This window comes from Pseudomonas citronellolis (assembly GCF_029335315.1).
GTDB classification, from domain to species: Bacteria; Pseudomonadota; Gammaproteobacteria; order Pseudomonadales; family Pseudomonadaceae; genus Pseudomonas; species Pseudomonas citronellolis_A.
In genome coordinates this window covers 1-17,100 of sequence record NZ_JARJLT010000075.1, presented here as the reverse complement: position 1 = coordinate 17,100, position 17,100 = coordinate 1, and the positions used below count along the sequence as shown (strand labels likewise).

General features: G+C 68.1%; 16 protein-coding genes. All 16 read right to left on the bottom strand.

What is annotated here, in order from left to right; genetic code table 11:
• Positions 1 to 57 precede the first annotated feature (57 nt).
• Complete coding sequence (locus P3W75_RS06545; protein ID WP_276226552.1) at positions 58 to 1,044, bottom strand: acyltransferase family protein; 987 nt, start codon at positions 1,042 to 1,044, stop codon at positions 58 to 60.
• A gap of 106 nt (positions 1,045 to 1,150) precedes the next feature.
• The gene (locus P3W75_RS06540; protein ID WP_276226551.1) at positions 1,151 to 1,828 is read right to left on the bottom strand and encodes a DUF4197 domain-containing protein; all 678 of its coding nucleotides are present in this window, start codon (positions 1,826 to 1,828) and stop codon (positions 1,151 to 1,153) included.
• A 121-nt stretch (positions 1,829 to 1,949) separates the two neighbouring features.
• Entirely contained in the window at positions 1,950 to 2,354 is a 405-nt protein-coding gene (locus P3W75_RS06535) for a YbaY family lipoprotein (RefSeq protein WP_276226550.1), read from the bottom strand.
• Positions 2,355 to 2,461: 107 nt separating this feature from the next.
• The gene (locus P3W75_RS06530) at positions 2,462 to 4,561 is read right to left on the bottom strand and encodes a YjbH domain-containing protein (RefSeq protein WP_276226549.1); all 2,100 of its coding nucleotides are present in this window, start codon (positions 4,559 to 4,561) and stop codon (positions 2,462 to 2,464) included.
• The gene (locus tag P3W75_RS06525) at positions 4,558 to 5,328 is read right to left on the bottom strand and encodes a capsule biosynthesis GfcC family protein (protein ID WP_276226548.1); all 771 of its coding nucleotides are present in this window, start codon (positions 5,326 to 5,328) and stop codon (positions 4,558 to 4,560) included. Before P3W75_RS06525 ends, P3W75_RS06530 begins: the two co-directional genes overlap by 4 nt.
• Positions 5,325 to 5,981 (bottom strand): YjbF family lipoprotein, encoded by a 657-nt coding sequence (locus tag P3W75_RS06520; protein ID WP_276226547.1) that lies wholly within the window; start codon positions 5,979 to 5,981, stop codon positions 5,325 to 5,327. Before P3W75_RS06520 ends, P3W75_RS06525 begins: the two co-directional genes overlap by 4 nt.
• A 17-nt stretch (positions 5,982 to 5,998) precedes the next feature.
• Complete coding sequence (locus tag P3W75_RS06515) at positions 5,999 to 7,099, bottom strand: polysaccharide biosynthesis/export family protein (RefSeq protein WP_276226546.1); 1,101 nt, start codon at positions 7,097 to 7,099, stop codon at positions 5,999 to 6,001.
• Positions 7,100 to 7,229: 130 nt separating this feature from the next.
• Complete coding sequence (locus P3W75_RS06510) at positions 7,230 to 8,645, bottom strand: undecaprenyl-phosphate glucose phosphotransferase (protein WP_276226545.1); 1,416 nt, start codon at positions 8,643 to 8,645, stop codon at positions 7,230 to 7,232.
• Positions 8,646 to 8,697: 52 nt separating this feature from the next.
• The gene (locus P3W75_RS06505; RefSeq protein WP_276226544.1) at positions 8,698 to 9,966 is read right to left on the bottom strand and encodes an O-antigen ligase family protein; all 1,269 of its coding nucleotides are present in this window, start codon (positions 9,964 to 9,966) and stop codon (positions 8,698 to 8,700) included.
• Between the two features lie 56 nt (positions 9,967 to 10,022).
• Complete coding sequence (locus P3W75_RS06500; protein WP_276226543.1) at positions 10,023 to 11,069, bottom strand: glycosyltransferase family 4 protein; 1,047 nt, start codon at positions 11,067 to 11,069, stop codon at positions 10,023 to 10,025.
• Between the two features lie 25 nt (positions 11,070 to 11,094).
• The gene (locus tag P3W75_RS06495; protein WP_276226542.1) at positions 11,095 to 11,793 is read right to left on the bottom strand and encodes a CDP-alcohol phosphatidyltransferase family protein; all 699 of its coding nucleotides are present in this window, start codon (positions 11,791 to 11,793) and stop codon (positions 11,095 to 11,097) included.
• A 17-nt stretch (positions 11,794 to 11,810) separates the two neighbouring features.
• On the bottom strand, positions 11,811 to 13,082 hold the full coding sequence (locus tag P3W75_RS06490; RefSeq protein WP_276226541.1) for an oligosaccharide flippase family protein: 1,272 nt from the start codon (positions 13,080 to 13,082) through the stop codon (positions 11,811 to 11,813).
• Between the two features lie 14 nt (positions 13,083 to 13,096).
• The gene (locus P3W75_RS06485; protein WP_276226540.1) at positions 13,097 to 13,558 is read right to left on the bottom strand and encodes an adenylyltransferase/cytidyltransferase family protein; all 462 of its coding nucleotides are present in this window, start codon (positions 13,556 to 13,558) and stop codon (positions 13,097 to 13,099) included.
• A gap of 240 nt (positions 13,559 to 13,798) precedes the next feature.
• Positions 13,799 to 14,326 (bottom strand): transcription/translation regulatory transformer protein RfaH, encoded by a 528-nt coding sequence (rfaH, locus tag P3W75_RS06480; protein WP_276226539.1) that lies wholly within the window; start codon positions 14,324 to 14,326, stop codon positions 13,799 to 13,801.
• Complete coding sequence (locus tag P3W75_RS06475) at positions 14,304 to 16,517, bottom strand: polysaccharide biosynthesis tyrosine autokinase (RefSeq protein ID WP_276226538.1); 2,214 nt, start codon at positions 16,515 to 16,517, stop codon at positions 14,304 to 14,306. The genes rfaH and P3W75_RS06475 overlap by 23 nt, the downstream gene beginning before the upstream one ends.
• Before the next feature lie 34 nt (positions 16,518 to 16,551).
• The gene (locus P3W75_RS06470) at positions 16,552 to 17,004 is read right to left on the bottom strand and encodes a low molecular weight protein-tyrosine-phosphatase (protein ID WP_346429851.1); all 453 of its coding nucleotides are present in this window, start codon (positions 17,002 to 17,004) and stop codon (positions 16,552 to 16,554) included.
• Positions 17,005 to 17,100 lie beyond the last annotated feature (96 nt).

Below are 17,100 nucleotides of genomic sequence, written 5' to 3'. Positions count from 1 at the left end.
GTCACTCCCGCGTTCGCGGGGACGACGGAACAGGGCGTGTGTGTTTGGCAGCGGGTTCTACGGCATCAGTGCGGCGACGCTTTTCTTCGCCAGGCCGCTGGCGCCGCTTGCCAGTTTGCGGATGGCGCCGTCCAGGGCGGGGCGAGCGAGTATCCAGACGATCAGCACTGCCATCAGGCTCGCGCCCGTCAGCGCCCCGCCTGCGCCATATTCGCGCCACAGCCAGCCCAGGGGCGTGGCGCAGGCCTTGACCAGGAAACCGTGCAGCAGGAACACCGCCAGGCTGGTTTCGCCGACGCTGCCCAGGCGCCCGGGGCGTGAGCCGATGAAGGTCAGGAACGCCAGTGTGGCGAGCGCCGCGGCGAACAGGACGGCGAGCCGCAACGGCGGCCCGGTGAGCGCGTCCACGCCCAGTTCGGCATACCCCGCGTAGCCATTCAGCCAGGGGTGGTCGATGCCGTTCCGGTACAGGCAGACGGTCAGCCCGCCCAGCAGCAGCGCGGCCAGGGCCTTCGCCGCAAGCGAGCCGGGGAGGGCCTGCAGGACTTGCCGGCCGTAGAGATGCCCGGCGACGAAGAAGGGGAAGAACACCAGCGTCCGGCTCGCGGCGAGCGGGTAGCCGATCCAGGGCGCGAGCCCGGCCGCCAGTGCTATCGCGATGGCGATCGGCAGCGCTTGCCCGAGGCGCAGCAGCAGGGGCAGGGCGAGCTGCCAGGCGATCATCGACAGCAGGAACCAGAGCATCCAGTAGGGCGTCAGGGCGCCCACCGGGTATTCCCCCTTCAACGCCACCACCGGCAGGGTGTAGAGCGCCTGGAAGGCGACCAGCAGCACCGCCAGGTTGAGGACGCGCGGCAGGATGCCCTGGCGTTTCGCGGTGATCCCGGCGAGGAAGATGAACGCCGGCATGTGAAACAGGTAGATGAACGTCAGGGCCGCGCGCAGCGTCTGGTTCTGCCAGCCCTGGACGGATTCCAGGAGGTGCCCGAGCACCACGGCGGTGATGAGGACCGCCTTGGCGTTGTCCAGACGCGGGTCGCGCATGCTTGTCTCCGGAGGTTCAGTCTCCGGATTCTACGCCGCGACCTGCCGCGTCGGCCCGCGCCGGGCGCGGGTTTCAGGGAATTCCGAGCCCGCGCGGGAGGGCTCGTCAGCGCGCGCCGAAGACCTTCTTCGCCAGGCTGGTGGCGGCGCCGGCCGGGTTCTGGCGGATGTCCTTCTCCTGCTCGGCGATGACCTTGAACAGGCCGTCCAGGGCCTGCTCGGTGACGTAGCCCTCGACGTTCGCGTCCTTCGCGTCGACCACGCCGAAGGCCGCGGCCTGGCTGGCGAAGGCGTTGTACTGCTTGGCCAGGCCGACCTGGTCGGTGGCCTGCTTGACGATCGGCAGGAAGCGCTGGCGCAGCTGCTCGCGGCTGCTGTGCTCCAGGTACTGGGTGGCGGAGTCCTGGCCGCCGCCGAGGATGCCCTTGGCGTCCTGCACGGTCATCTTCTTCACCGCGTCCACCAGCAGCGCCTGGGCCTGCGGCACGGCGGCCTCGGCGGCCTTGTTCATGCTGGTTTCCAGCTGCTCGACCTGGGCGCCCATGCCGAACTGCTTCATCACTTTGGCGGCCTTGCCGAGCTTGCCCGGCAGCTCGATGCGCACGGCCGGGTCGTTGGTGAAGCCGCCGGGCTTGCCCAGTTGCTTGACGGCGATCTGCGCGCCCTGGGTCAGGGCGTCCTTGAGGCCGCCGCTGGCGTCGGTCTGGCTGAGGGAGGAGAGGGACAGGGCGAAAGCGTTGGCGGACAGCAGGGCGCCGGCCAGCAGGGCGGTGAAGCGCAGCATCGGGATTCCTTGTGGGAGCGGGAAGCGGCTCGCGCCGCGCGGGCGGCGAGACGCGGGGAAGCAAGCTTAGCGAGGCCGGGCCGCGAACGGAACCCGGCTGCGGGGGAGGGCGGAACGCGGATCAGCGCACGGCGTCGACGCGCACGCGCAGGGGCTGCGGATCGCTGCCGTCGAGCTTCACGCTGTGGCGTTCGGTGGTGATGAACAGCAGCTTGCCGGCGTTCTCGATGCGCGCGCTGACGGCGTAACTGTGCCCCGGCTTGACCTGCTGCGGGTCGTAGTCGAGCTTGAAGGCGACCGGCACCTGCTGGCCGCCGGGCAGGGTCTGGCTGGCCAGTTCCACGGCTGGCGCGTCGGCCAGCGAGACGTCCTGCAGGCTTACCGAAATCTGCGCGCCCGGCGGCAGGGCGCTGCGCTGCAGGTAGAACACTTCACCGCTGAGCGAGGCGCCGGGCGCCGGGGCGTTCGCGGCGCAGGCGGCGAGCAGGCCGGTCGCCAGGACGAGGGAAAGTGCGCTGAGCTTCATCGTGGGGTTCCTTGCGGAGTGAACGGGCGTCATCCGACCCAGCTTAGGCGCAAAGGTTGCCCCGGGCTTTGTAAGCGCAGGTTTCGTTGACCCGGGGCAACCCCGGTTCATTCGGTGATGTGCGCGAAGCTGCCATTGAACAGGTCCGGGTTGCGGCCTTCGGTGAGCTCGTACAGCGAATAGGTGTGCTGCAGCTTGGCGCCACCGTCGCGGGTCAGCGGTGCCCAGGCCAGGTTGGCGCGGCGCATGGTCGAGCGGCTCATGAGTTCGTCGAACGGAATGGACACGTAGAGGCCCTTGTCGAAGCTGCCCTCGCCGTACTCTTGCTTTGACGCGCTGGTCAGCGTCAGCCAGCCGCCGAAGCGCACGCCGTTGCTGAACTCGCGCGACAGGTCGAGGGTGGTGCCCCAGTCGCGGGCCAGGTAGCGGCCGACGCTGACGGCGGCCAGCAGGTCCTGGAAGTCGGTCTTCAGGTAGCCGGTGAGGTGGCCGCTGAGCACCCGGTAGTCGCGCAGGCCGAAGTCCTGGGCGAAGGCGCGCTGGCGCACGTAGTCGAGGTTGGCGCCGAGGGCCCAGCGCTCGCCCTGTGGGCGGTACAGCAGCTCGCCGCCGACGCCCGCGTACATCGCTTCCAGGTAGCCGCCGTAGAGCATGCCGTAGAGGTCCTGGTCGAGGCGTTCGGCCTTGTTCAGCTGGAAACTCGGCAGGGTCACGTCGGAGGTGGTCCAGTATTCGCGCAAGTGGGTGCGCACGCGCGGCAGGTTGCTGGGCGCGTCGTACTTGAACTTGTCGAAGTTGTTCAGCAGGTTGGCGCTGAGCGCGCCGCTCCACCACAGGTCCGGGGTGAAGCGGTACTCGGCGTCGAGGTCGGCGCTGAACTGGTACAGCAGGAAGCCGTCGGGGCCACCGACGTTCTGCTTGTAGCCCAGGCCGAGGCTGTAGCTGAACGGGTCGGGACGCTGCCGGTAGAGCACCTGTTCCTCGCGTCGCGCCGGCGGGTTCTGCTCGGTGGCGCGACGCAGGTCGGCCAGCGGGCGGTCGTGGTTCAGCACCTCGCGGAAGGTCTGGCGCGGCACGCTGGTCTCGGTCACCGGCATGGCGTAGCGCTCGTCGACCAGGGTGAAGTAGTCGATCCCGTCGCCCACGCTGTTGTCGAGGATGCGCGCCGCGCGGCCCACCGCCTTGGGGGCGTAGAGGTAGTCGGTCTGCTCGCCGTAGACGACCAGCTCGGCGTCGCGTCGGCTGATGTGGTCGACCCGGTAGCCGGCGTTGTCGCGCAGACGCCGGGACACGCCGGCCCAGTCGACCTGCTCGGGGTGCAGGTCCGGCGTCCGGGCCGGCAGCGCCTCGGGCGGCGGGTCGTAGGTCTTGGCCGGCGCCTGGCGGGTGGCGAAGTTGGTGTGCAGGGTGATGCCGAACATGGCGGTGTTGCCGCGCTCCCAGCCGACGCTGAGGTCCACCGCGTCGGCGGCCTTGAACACCGCGCCGAAATTCAGCGGCGAGTCCTGTGGCTGGGGGTTGTCCAGCGGCTCGTGGCGGTAGTCGTTGCCGTCGTATTCCAGCTTCAGCGACAGGCGTTCCCAGGGCGTCTGCCAGAGCACGCCGGCGAAGGGCGAGGGAGCGCCACGGAAGTACGCGTTGCTGCCGAAGTCGCCGGTGCCGGTGGCCTTGGGACGGTGGTCGTACTTGTCATCGAGCCAGCCCAGCGGGTTGTCGAGGTCGCCGCGATTGCCCAGGTAGCCCCAGGCCAGCCCCAGGCTCAGGTCGAAATCGCCCAGGCGCTTGCTGCCCACCAGGTACTCGCTGGAGAACAGCCCGGTGCCGCCGAGGTCCATTGCGCCCAGGGCCAGCTGCGGCGTCCAGCGGGTTTCCTGGAGCAGGCGCAGTTTCGCGTCCACCGCCTTGTCCTTGTAGCTCTGGCCGCCGCTGAAGTCCTCGGGGCCGTAGCGACGGTCGCTGATGCTGGTGTAGCGGAAGGCGGTTTCCAGCCAGTCGAAGGGCTGCAGGGCGAAGCTGTAGCGCGAGTAGGGTTCGACCCGGTTGGCGCTGACGGCCAGCTCGCCGGCTGGCGCCATGCGCGCGCTTGGCGTCTGCAGCAGGCCGACCAGGCCGAAGTCGTTGCGGCTGGCGTAGGGCTCGGCCTGGGCCAGGGCGCAGGGTAGTGACAGACAGGGCAGCAGCAGGCGGAGCAGCCGGGTAGGTTTCATGGCGTCACCTCGGAGGGCACCCGGGTGGCGAGGAACGCGGCCATTTCCTCGTTCAGTTGCGGGTAGGCGCCGGCGTCGCGCAGCGGCACCAGGATGGTGGCGCCGGGGGCGGCGGGCTGGCCGTCCTCGCGGTTCCACAGGGCGATGCCGGGGTGGCTGACCTGGCCGTCGGGCTGGATAACGTAGAGGTAGTCGGGGTCCGCTTCGGTGCCTTGCGCGCAGGCGCTGGCATAGTCGCGCGCGCTGCGCAGCGGCTGGTAGTCGAGGTCGCAGTCGGCGCGCACCGCGCCCGTGACCCGCACCCGCTTCGGCCGGGTGGGAAACACGAAGACGTCGCCGGGCTGCACCCGGCTGTTCTGTTCCGGCGTGACTTCCACGGCCAGCGGGTCCAGCAGGTGGATGCGGCGCCCGCTGACCGGCTGCCCGGCCACTTGCCCGCGCAGCCTTTCGGCGAGGGCGGCGAGCTCCGGCCGGGCGTCGAGCAGGGCCTTCTGCTGCAGCAGGCCGAGGTCGAACAGGATGCCTGCCTTGAGGCGCTTCTGCTCCGCCACGCGGGTGGGCTGCAGCCAGGCGGCGCCGAGCCAGTAGCCCTCGGTATCGACCCGCGCGCCGCGCAGGATGTCGGCCAGGCGAGTGTCCGGCGTGACGGCCTGGGGGCCGGGGCGGGCCACGTCGCCGCGGACTTCCACGAACTTGGCGGATTCGGCGGCGGTCAGCGGGCCGGCGGCGCCCAGCAGGGCCCCGAAGAACAGCGTGCGCAGGTTCATCGCGCGGTCTCCCGGTACGGGCGCAACTGGGTGATGACGACCTGCAGCGTTGGCGTCAGCTGCTGCAGGCTGCGCATCACGAAGCCGTCGGCGGGGTCGACCCAGTAGCGGTTGGTGGCGCTCAGCCCGAGCAGCGGGGCGCTGATGTCTTCGTCGACGCGCAGCAACTGGTGGTCGCGCCCGAGGATGCTCACCCGCTCCAGGCCGACCCTGCGCCAGCGGCTGCGCAGCGGTACGCCCAGGCGATAGCCGTCGAGGTCCAGCCAGCGTTCGCTGGTGTGTTCGTCGGCCAGCTTGTGCAGACCGGTGCGGAACGGCGAGCCGTCGCCCAGGCGGGTGCCGGCGAGGTTGTCGGCGAAGCCGCTGGTGCGCACCACCAGGCCGTCGCGCAGCACCAGCACCTGCTGGCTCGGCGCCAGCCAGTACTGCAGGTCGCCCTGCAGGCGCACCAGGGCCAGCACGGCGTCGCCGTCGTGGGTCTGCACGCGCAGCTGGTAGTAGGGGCGGGCGTCCACCCGCTCCGGGTCCAGGGTGACCGCTTTCGGGCCGCTGGCGGCGGCGCGCAGGGTGTCCCACGAGGCCTGCATCAGCGGCGAGCAGGCGCAAAGCGACAGGGCCGCCGCGAGGACGGCGGCGGTGGCAAGGCGGGTCATGGCGACCTGGCTCCGGGTCAGTTGGTCTGCAGGTCGTTCTTGATGTTCGCGCCGGTGCCGAGGATGGCGGCGGACGGCAGCAGCTGGCTGATGAAGCGATTCCAGCGGGTGACCCCGGCCGGGCCGACGTAGACCACGTCCTGCGGCTGGAGGTCGAAGCCCTGGGCGAGGATGAAGGCGGTGGGCGACTGGGCGTCGAGCTGGAACACCTTGGCCGGCGTGCGCGCCAGGTCTTCCACGCCGCGGATCACGTACACGGCCTTGCCGTTGGAGCTGGCCTGGTTGAGGCCGCCGACGCTGCCCAGGGCATCCGCCAGGCTCAGCGTGCGGGTCTTGTAGGTGAGGGCGCGGGGGTTGTTCACCTCGCCCAGCAGGTAGACCTTGCGGCGGTCGTTGTAGGGCAGGTAGAGCTGGTCGCCACCCTTCAGGTACAGGCCGTAGAGCTCGCCCTGGCGCTCGTTGAGGGTGTCGAGGTCGAGCTGGTAGTCGTGGCCGTCGCGCTTGAGCGTCAGGGCGGAAAGGTCGGCGTTGGCGGTGTCCACGCCGGCGACGCCGATGGCTTCCATCAGGCTCAGCGGCGTGGCGGTGATCGGCTGCGGGCCGGCCTTGAGGAAGGCGCCGCTGAGCACCACTTTCTGGCTGGCGAAGCGCAGCACGCCGACGTCCACCTGCGGCGCCTCGACGAACTGCGCCAGGCGGCTGGTGAGTTCCGCGCGCACCGCCTCGATGCTGCGTCCGGCGACGCGGATCTGCCCGACGTAGGGGTAGAACAGGCTGCCGTCCGGGCGCACCAGGCGGCCGTTGGCGTCGATCTGCTGCTGCGGGCCGGAAGGCGCGGTCAGCTCGGGGTGGTCCCAGACGGTGATGTACAGCAGGTCGCCGGCGCCGATCCGGTAGCTCGGCGGCTCGAAGGCGCTCAGCGCCTCGGGCACCCGCACCTCGGGCCGGGTCGCGGCTTCGACGGCGAGCAGCTTCGGGGTGATCGGCACCAGCTCCACGCGGCCATCCGCGGAGGGGCCGTCGAGCAGGCGGCTGGTGTCCAGGTTCTGGCCAGGGGCGAACATGCAGCCCTGGAGCGAAAGCAGGGTGGCGGCGAGGCAGAGCGAAACACGAATCATGGGAGAGGCTGCGGGGCTGGTTGGGTTGCCGCCGGAGGGCGGATGAGGCTGCGCGAGGCTACGGCCGCGCCGGGGGCGGGACAATCAGACAAGCGCCCGCCGAACGCGGGCTTTTCCTCAATCCGCCGGATCAGTAGGCGTTCTTGTGCACGAAGCCCTTGAAAACCGTGAGGAAAACGATCTTCAGGTCCCACCACAGCGACCAGTTGTGGATGTAGACGAGGTCGTGCTCGACGCGCTTCTGCATCTTGTCCAGGGTGTCGGTCTCGCCGCGCCAGCCGTTGACCTGGGCCCAGCCGGTGATGCCCGGCTTGACCTTGTGGCGCAGCATGTAGCTGTTGATCTGCCGCCGGTATTGCTCGTTGTGGGCCACGGCGTGGGGGCGCGGGCCGACGATGGACATGTCGCCCAGCAGCACGTTGATGAACTGCGGCAGCTCGTCCAGCGAGGTGCGCCGCAGGAAGCCGCCGATCGGGGTGATGCGCTTGTCGCCGCGGGTGGCCTGGGTGACCTGCGCGCCGTTTTCCATCACCCGCATGCTGCGGAATTTCCACACTTCTATCGGGCGGCCGTCGATGCCGTAGCGCTTCTGGCGGAAGAACACCGGGCCGGGCGAGCTGAGCTTCACGGCGACGGCGATGGCCAGCATCGGCAAGGCGATCAGGCAGAGGATCAGGAATGCCAGGGCGATGTCCTCCAGGCGCTTGAGCACGCCGCCCACGCCAGTCAGCGGGCTGTCGAAGATACTGATGGTGGGCACGCCGTTGATGTTCTGGCTGCGCGCGTGCAGCAGGCCGAAGGTGAACACGTCGGGGACCATGTACACCGAGGCGGTGGTGTCGCTGAGCTGCTCGACCAGCCAGCGAATGCGCGCTTCGCTGCCCATCGGCAGGGTGATGTAGATGCGCTCGACGCTGCCGGCGCGGGCCTGTTCCACCAGCGCAGCGAGGTCGCCATGCACCGGCAGGCTGGCGTGTTCCTCGAACATCCGCACCGGCTGCCGCCGTTTGTCGTCGAAGAAGCCGTGCAGTTCCAGGCCCATCCAGGGCGCCGCGGCGATCTGCTCGGCCAGGCGCTGGCCCAACTCGCCCGCCCCGGCGATGGCCACCGTGCGAGTGTTGATGCCGCGCCGGCGCAGCCTGTTCAGTACCATCCGCAGGGCGATGCGATAGCCGCACAGGGTCAGCAGCGCCAGGGCGAACCACTGCAGCATGCCCTGGTCGCGCAGCGCCGACCTGTCGAAGACGAAGTGGCTGATGAGAAAGGCGATGGCGAAGCTCATCGACCAGATGCCGCCGACCTTGCGCAGCTCGTCGCGAATCCGCTCGCCACGCCAGGAGTTGTACAACTGGGTGGTTTCGCCCAGCTGGTAGAAGATGAACAGGGCCACCAGGTTGCAGATGATCTGCTCCTGTACGCCGGGAGGCTCCAGGACGATCTTCACCGTGGTCAGGGCGGCGCTGATGACCAGCAGGTCCAGCAGCTTCTGCAGTAGCGAGAGTTTGGTCTGGTGGGCACGCAGGATGCCGCGGTCCAGGGTATGCATGGCGATGCTCCCAGCGTTATTGGGTGGGTGGTGGGGGGCGATGGCGATGCGTTCAGGCGGTGCCGAGCGCTTGCAGGGGATTCGGTTGGCGTTGTACCGGCTTGATCCTGCGCAGCTTCAGGCAGGTCAGTGCGAACAGCATCCAGGTGAAGAAGTGGGCCTGGTTGTGATTGGTCAGGCCGAAGATCACCACGTGGATGGCGAGCACCGCTCGCGTGGCGCTGAGACAGGAGTACGCCAGTGGCTCGCAATGGCAGAGATTCCATGTCGACTTTTGGTTGTGGTAGGCGAACAGCAGGGCCCCGGCGGCCAGCAGGGTGCTGCCGAGCAGGCCCAGGCCGTAGAAGATCTGCAGCGGCAGGTTGTGCAGGGAGTACGCCTTGGGGGACTCGATGCCCACGCCCCACAGGAGGTTTTCCATCAGGTCGCGGAACGCGGAATTCCAACCGTGCAGGCGCACGCTGGAGCTGCCGGTGCCATTGGCCGCCGACTCGTAGCCGGTCATGACCACGGCGAAGATGTCGAAGGAGATGTACGACAGCAGTGCGATCACCGCCGGCACGGACAGCCCGGCGAAGGCCAGGAGCTGCAGGCGCGCGCGGCGGGTCGGGGGCCTGAGGATCAGGTACAGGTAGCCGCCGATCAGGGTCAGGTAGGCGGCGCGGGTCGAGGTGAGGAAGATGCCCGCGGCGAAGGTCGTGGCGAGGGCGACATAGACCAGCCGTCGCTTGCGCTGGAGCAGTATCAGCGAATAGAGCGCGTAGAACGAACAGAGGATGCCGAACTCGTTCGGGTAGGTCCCCGGGCTGAAGCGGGAGTAGCCGTAGGCCACCTGGTCCAGCGTGATGAAGCGGTTGTACAGCGTGGCGGGCAACTTGCCGTTGATGTAGCCCAGGTAAAGAATCATGCCCAGGAAGAACACCAGGCAGAAGCCGATGTAGGAGTCGTGCAGCAGCTTCTCCGCCAGGTTGGGAGTGCGGCTGGCGAGTATCCATTGCGCAGCGTTGAAGAAGCCGAACATCAGGTTGGCGATCACCAGGACGCGGATGATCGGGTTGGTGTAGAAGGGCAGGTCGTCGCTGGCTTCCAGCAGCGCGTGGCTGGCGCTGAACAGCAGCAGGATGAAAATGAAGAACAGGATCAGCAGGTGGTGCGAGGCGCGCCTGGCCGTGCCGAAGAGGCTCAGCAGGTTGATCGCCGCGGCAGTGAAGTAGAAGGTCCGCAAGGAGCCGATGCCGGGAATCGGGGTGAAAAATATGCCGGTTGGCCCGAGCAGGAATGCGGCCCTCAGGGTCAGTTCCCTGATGCTGGAGAGTTTCATGGGGTCTTTCTGGTCTTTGGGGGAGCGAGAGGGTGGTCGCGCTGGGCGATGAGCCGTCAGCGGGTGGCCACGAGGCGGTAGAAACTGTCGATCGCTTCCGCGAAACGGCTGGGGGAGAAGTGTTCCTTCACATAGTCCTGCAAGGCCTGCGGGGAACCATGCGGGTGCACGGCGGTGTCCGACAGCGCCCGTACGATGTTTTCCGGCGTCGAAAGATCGGTTGTATTGCCATGCTCGCCGAGAATCTCGGAGAGGGCGCCTACCGAACTCGCCAGCACCGGCGTGCCACGCGCCAGCGACTCGATGGCGACGAAGCCGAAGCCCTCCCAGCGTGACGGCATCACGGTGAGGTCGGCGCGCTCGTACAGCCTCGGCAGGGCGTCCGCCGGCTGCCAGCCGAGGAAGCTGACGTTCTCCGTGGGCGCCGGGCGGTTTTCGCCCAGCACCGCGTCGCCCGCCACCAGCAGGCGGTGCCCGGCGAGCTCGGGCGACTTGAACGCCTCGTAGAGCACGTCGAAACCTTTCTGCCGGTCCAGACGGCCGACGAACAGCAGGGTTCGCGGCTCGCCCGACGTACGCCCGCTGGAGAGCGGCGCCAGGTAGCGCCGCGCGATCGGGTTGTAGATGGTCTTCTGGTGCTTGCAGGGAATGAACTCTGCGGCGCGCCTTTCGCTTTCCGAGATGTGGATTACCCCGGAGGCGGCGAGCCCGATGAGGTAGTCCACGGCCTTGCACAGGTTGCGCTCGAGCCCCGACACCTGGCGCAGGAACGACCAGCCATGGGCGCAGAAGACCGCCGGAGGCAGCTTCACCGCCAGTGCGCGTTGTAGCAGGAACACGTAACCGGCGAAGGAACTGTGCAGGTGGATGAGGTCGAAGGTCGCCTTGTCCGGGGTTCGCGCCAGCGCCAGCAGCAGGTTGAAGGTCCGCGACAGCCGTGTGTCGCCACGGAAGGTGCGGATTCGCGCGCGGTCTATGGAGACTTCGGCGACTTGGCTCTCCGGCAGCAGATAGTGGTGTTCGTGGGCGACGTTGCTGTCGAGTGTGTTGAGGTAGGTCGCGATTCCCCCTTTGATGGTCTCGGCGACGTGCAGTATGCGCATGACGGTATTCCTGGTTTTTCTGGCTTCAATTCACGGGGCTGGACGGGGCGGCGAGGCGCTTCCAGGAGCGCAGCGCGGCGAGCAGGGTGATGGCCGCGCCGAGCGCTGCCTGGAACAGCAGGTAGGGCAGTTGGAGCTGGTATTGCAGGGCGAGGTACAGCAGGGGCAGGCCGAGGCCGGAGAGGTTGTAGATCGACAGCGTCCACTGGGCCGTCCAGCCGCCGCCGGTGTCCCCGGAGCCGCTGCGCTGTGCGCCGGCGAGGACGTTGCACTTGTTCAGGATCAGGCGGGAGAACAGAGCGAAGACGCTGGCCAGGCCTCCGAGCAGCAGGGCGTCGTAGTCGCCGCTGCCATAGCCGATGGCCAGGTAGATGCCGGCGCTGAGGACATAGCCGCCCATGGCGTCGAGGAACTCGCCCTGCGCGGAGCCGGTGCGGGTGAAGCGGGCGATGTTGCCGTCCACGCAGTCCAGCACCAGCCACAGCAGCACCAGGCTGCCGATCAGCGCGGCCGACGCGCCGAGGCCGGCGCAGCCGATCGCCAGCAGGGCGAACAGCAGCGAGATCAGCGACGCCTGGTTGGCGCTGAGCCCCAGGCGCAGGCACAGCCAGGTCAATGGATAGGACAGTGGCCTGGCGACGAAGTAGGCGGCGGGGTTGCCAATGAGGTCGTAGCGGCTTTTCGCCTTGGGCATGGAGGCGATGATTTCGGAGAGAGTCGGCACGCGATGGCCATCCTTGTCTATGAGTGCTGGGGAATTGCCGAGGCGCGTTCGGGGTCGTGCGTCGCGCGCAGGTCGCGGCGCAGGAAGACGAGCCTCAGGCAGAGGACCGCGAGTTCGGTCACGAGGATGCTGATCGCGGTGTTCAGGGCGCTCAGGGCGTCGCAGGCGTACAGCGCGCCGAGCAGGGTCAGGTTCAGGCAGGCGGCGTAGACGACGCTGCTGTTGGCGCCCTGCAGCCGGCCGATGGCGGAGAAGGCCGGGTAGCCGAAGGCCGCGGCGAGGTAGCTGACCAGCATGGCGGCGAGGAACACGATGAAGGTGTCCCGGGCGGCGCCGAACTCCGGACCGAAGGCGAGGCGGATGAAGGCGTCCGCATACAGCCCCAGCGCCAGCGACAGGCCGCCGAGCAGCAGCGTCGAGACCAGGGTCACGAGGCCGAATACCCGCCAGTTCCGGTGCTTGGTCATGTACGGGTAGAGCACCTGGTTGACCGGCAGCGCCGAGCCGATCTTGTAGACCTGCTGGCAGGCATAGAACTGCGCGGCCTGGGCCGGGCCGGAGAGGCCGACCAGGGTGGTCGCCGCCGAGGTGTAGGTGGAGACGGCGACGCGCGACACGAAGAACGGCAGGGCCTGGCGGAACTCCTGCGCCACTTCCGCCAGCGCTGGTACGCGCAGCCGGTAGCCGATCCTGAAGGCGAACAGCATGGACAGCAGCGCCGCCAGCAGTTGCGCCACGCCCCAGCCGAGAATCACCAGGTAGGCGTCGTCCGCCGAATGCACGAAGAGGATCATCGCGATGGCGTAGGCGACCTTGGTGCCGACCATGTACAGGGTGACCGCCTTCATGCGTTCCAGGCCCATGAACAGCCAGGTCAGCTGGTAGCCCTGGCCGACCACGCAGACGATCGCCATGAGGAACACCGGGTAGTGTCCGGCGTAGGTGGCCGACAGCAGCGGAAACAGCAGGACCAGCGCGCAGGCCAGCAGCACCAGCGGCACCTTGCCCAGCAGGATCGAGCCGATCAGGCCGTTCAGGTAGTGGCGGTCGTCCCGGTGGCTCGACACCTTGTAGGTGGCCGACAGGCCATAGCCGAAGTCGGTGATGATCAGCGCCACCTGGGTCAGCGACAGGGCCACGGCGGTGACGCCGAAGGCGTCCAGGCCCAGGCGCTGGGTCAGCAGGGGCACGAGCAGCAAGGGGATGAAGTTGGAGAGCTGGGTGAGGCCGACGGCCAGCGCGTTTCTCGCCAGGGAGTGCCTGAGCAGGCTGGAAATAGAGCGGGTCACGACACTTTTCCTGGCTAGCCGAGGTTCTCGATGATCGAGGCGATGGTGTCCAGCGAGGTCTTGATTTCCGAGATGTGTCCCCGGCTGAGTACGCTGAGGCTTTGCTTGATCTGGGTGCTGGAGATGCCCTCGGTCCTGGGCAGGTAGACGACGTCGCACAGCGGCTTGTAGTCGTCGAACTTGCCGCGCCAGTCGTCGCCCATGCCGAGGACAGCGACGCGGTGCTCGCGGATGTCGCGGGTCTTCTGTTCCCAGCAGTTCTCCGCGAAGGCGAAGTCGACGTATTTCAGGGCCGCGACTATTTCCAGGCGCTCGGGGAAGGGAATGATGGTTTTCTTGCCCTTCAGCGCGTTGAACTCGTCGGTCGAGACACCGACGATCAGGCGATCGCCCAGTTGCCTGAGGCGCTTGAGCAACTGCAGGTGGCCGTTGTGGAAAAGGTCGAAGGTGCCGTAGGTGAGTACGATCTTGCTCATGTCGGATGCGTGGGCTTGGGGGTGAGTCGGAGGGGGATGAGCACGCTACCGCCCCGGGATTTGGCGTCGGATTCCCTGGACATGGCGCAGCGAGCGAGGTCGTCGCTCCGGCGCAAGGCCGGAACTGACGGGAACGATTCTAGGGAGGGGGCGGTTGAGGGGTGGGGGGTTGTACTGTCGGAAGGTTCCTTCGGCGCAATCGCTTGCGGAGCGCGCCGCACCGATGGATTCCGAATCCGCTCAGGGGTTCGTGAGACTGAGGGAATCCAGGGGAACTTTGACCAGACTGTCGCGTTGCAGCAGCTTCAACAGGAGGATGACCCGGGCCTCGCCATCCTTGGCCAGGAACACCGCTTCCAGCTGGCGCATGCCCGGCGCGTCGATGACGACCCGGTCGCCGCCGCGCAGCGCCGGGCTTGGTGCTGACTGCCGGTGCTTCAGGCGTTCGATCAGCTCGTCGGCGACCGGCGTGGCACGCCCGTTGAAGCTGACGAGGCGCTGCACGCCGCGGGTCGAGCGCAGCGGCAACCAGTTGTCGCCGCTGCTGTCCAGGTGGATGAACAGGTAGCCGGGGAACAGCGGTTCCCCGGTGCGCCGCAGCTGGCCCTTGAGCAGGCGCTCGACGCAGTGCAGCGGCAGCAGGCACTCGAAGCCCTGGCGCTCCAGGTGTTCGAGGGCGCGCAGTTCCTGGCGCGACTTGCACTGGATCAGGTACCAGCGGCGCGCGCCGGGCGTGTCGGCGCCGTCACTCGTAGGAGTGGTAGGCATGGCTGCCATAGCTGTAGTAGGTCGAGGCGCGCAGTTCCACGCCATTGAAGATGGCGCCCTTGAGCGCGATGCCGTTCTGCGCGAAGCGGCGCTGGGTCAGTTCGATTTCCCGTGGCGGGGTCAGGCCGAAACGGGTGACGATCAGGCTGGTGCCGACCTGCTGGGCGACGATCGCCGCGTCGGTGACGGCGAGCACCGGCGGTGTGTCGAGGATCACCAGGTCGAAGCGGCGGCTGGCCTCTTCGAGTATCGCGCTGAAGTTCGGGTGCATGAGCAACTCCGAAGGGTTGGGCGGCGTCTGCCCGCGCGGAATGAAGAACAGCCCCGGCACGTCGTCCACCGGGCGCAGCGCGTCGTCGAAGCGGCAGCGGCGCACCAGCAGGTCGGACAGGCCGTTGCTCTCGTCACTTCCAAGTGCCTTGTGCAGGTAGCCCTTGCGCATGTCCACGTCGATCAGCAGGACCCGCTGGCCGGCCTGTGCACTCACCGCGGCGAGGTTGGCGGAAACGAAGGTCTTGCCCACCAGCGGGCTGGGGCCGGAGAGCATCAGGCGGTTGTCGCTGGCCTCCAGCATCGCGAAGTGCAGGCTGGTGCGCAGGCTGCGCAGCGCCTCGACCGCCAGGTCGGTGGGATAGCCGACGGCGAGCAGAGGGGGGGCCTTTTCCGCGCGCCCCCGACCTTTGTCGCGGCGTTCCTCCTCGGCTTTCTGCAGGACGCTGAAGGGCACCGAGGCGTATACCGGCAGCCCCAGGTGCTCGATGCCCTCCACGGTTTCGATGCCACGGTTCAGGGCCTTGCGCAGCAACACCAGGGCGACGGCGGAGAACAGCCCGAGCAGCGGCGCGATCAGCAGGACCAGCAGGGTCTTGGGGCTCACCGGCTTGCTGACGTCGACGTCGGCGCTGTCGATGATGCGCACGTTGCCCACGGTACCGGCGCGCATGACGTCCAGCTCCTGGGTCTTGTTCAGCAGTTGGCTGTAGAGCGCCATGCCGACCTCGACGTCACGGCTCAGGCGCAGCAGTTCCTGCTGGGTTTCCGGCAGGCCCTCGACCTTGCGGGCGAGGCTTTTCTGCTTGGCGGTCAGCTCGCCGATCTGCGCCTCGAGGGCCTGGTAGGCCGGGTGGTTGCGGGTGAACTTGCGGTCCATCTCGGCCTGTTGCAGGCGCAGTTCCGAAAGGCTGCCGTCCACCGCCACCGACTGCTCGAGCAGGGCCTTGGTTTCCTGGCTGATGTCGGCGCTGCCGGCGTGGATCTGGTAGTTGCTCAAGGCGTCTTCGGCCTTGTTCAGCTGCTGGCGCACGTCGGGCAGCTGGCCGCGCAGGAACTCCAGGCTGGAAGCCGCTTCGGCGGCGGCCCGCTCGATGTTCTGGCGCACGTAGAACCGGCTGATCTCGTCCAGCACCCGTCGGGCGTGGCCAGGTTGCGGGTCGTCGAGGGACAGGTCGATGATGCCGGAGTCCTTCCCTGCCTCCGCGACCTTGAGCAGGTCCTGGTAGCGCCGGATGGTGGTCAGGCGGCGTTCGCGGGAGACGTCGAAACGGGTGCCGGGGTTGGCGCGCAGGGTCGTGACCAGGATTTTCACGCCGTTCTGTTCGAGGACCTGGCCGACCTGGCCCTGGACCAGCGGGTCGCCGTCTTCGTCGAACAGCGAATAGGCACCCTGCTCGCCGGCGATCAATGTGAGGCCGGTTTCCAGCAGCGGCTCCGGAACCTCCAGCTGAGTGATTTCCAGCGCTTCGCCGCCCCAGCCGAAGCGGCCGAGACCGGGTGGCGCCGACGCCACCTCCCCGGGTCGCTCGGGGTCGAAGCGGCGCGCGATGAAGTTGCCTATCAGCGGGAAGCGCGTCGGGTGCGTCACCAGGCTCAGGTGGAGGTTGTCCACCACCTTGCCGATCACCGCCCGCGAGCTGATCAGCTGGACTTCGGTGATGGCTGCGGACTGGCCGCCGAACAGGTCGCCCATGTCCGACAGGCCGGGGATGGTCGGCTTCTTCGCTTCCACCTGGAGGGTTGCGTCGGCGCGGTACACCGGGGTGGCCAGCAGCGCGTAGAGGGCGCCGACGGCGAGGAAGCCCGTGGTGACGCTGGCGATGAACCACTTGTGGTCGAGCAGGGTGCCGAGCAGGGCGAACAGGTCGATCTGCTCGTCGTCGCCGCTGGGGACGATCGTCGAGGGTTGTTGCTGCATGGGGTGAGTTCTGTGGCGATTGTTGCGGTTGAGTTCAATGCGCCGGACGCAGGTGGGGCGTCCAGGCGGCGACAGCCTCGCGGATCAGCGCGTGACTGTGTTCGAAGGCGGCGCGGCCCTGGCGGTAGGGGTCGGGGATCTCCCGCCCGCCCTGCCATTTGCCGAGCAGGAAAGTCTTGCCGCGAGCGCTGGGGTACAGCTGGTGCAGGTCGCGCAGCTGCTGCGCTTCCATGGCCAGGATCAGTCCGGCCTCGGCCAGCATCGACGGCGCCAGTTGGCGGGCGCAGTGTTCGGGCGGCTGCCCGCCGTGCTGCAGCAGCACGGCGCTGGCGACGGGGTCCATCGGCCTGCCGGCCAGGGCGGCGAGGCCGGCCGAGGCGACCTCCACACCGGTTCCCGCCAACTGCTGGCGGAACAGGTATTCCGCCATCGGGCTACGGCAGATATTGCCGATGCAGACGACCAACATCCTTTTGATGACTAGCACTTCCCGCTTCCGAATCGGCTCTTTCAGGTCGGAAATTTAGGCAGGGGGGCGCTTGGGGGCAATGCGGAAACCCTCAAAGCGCGGGGCTTCGAGGTG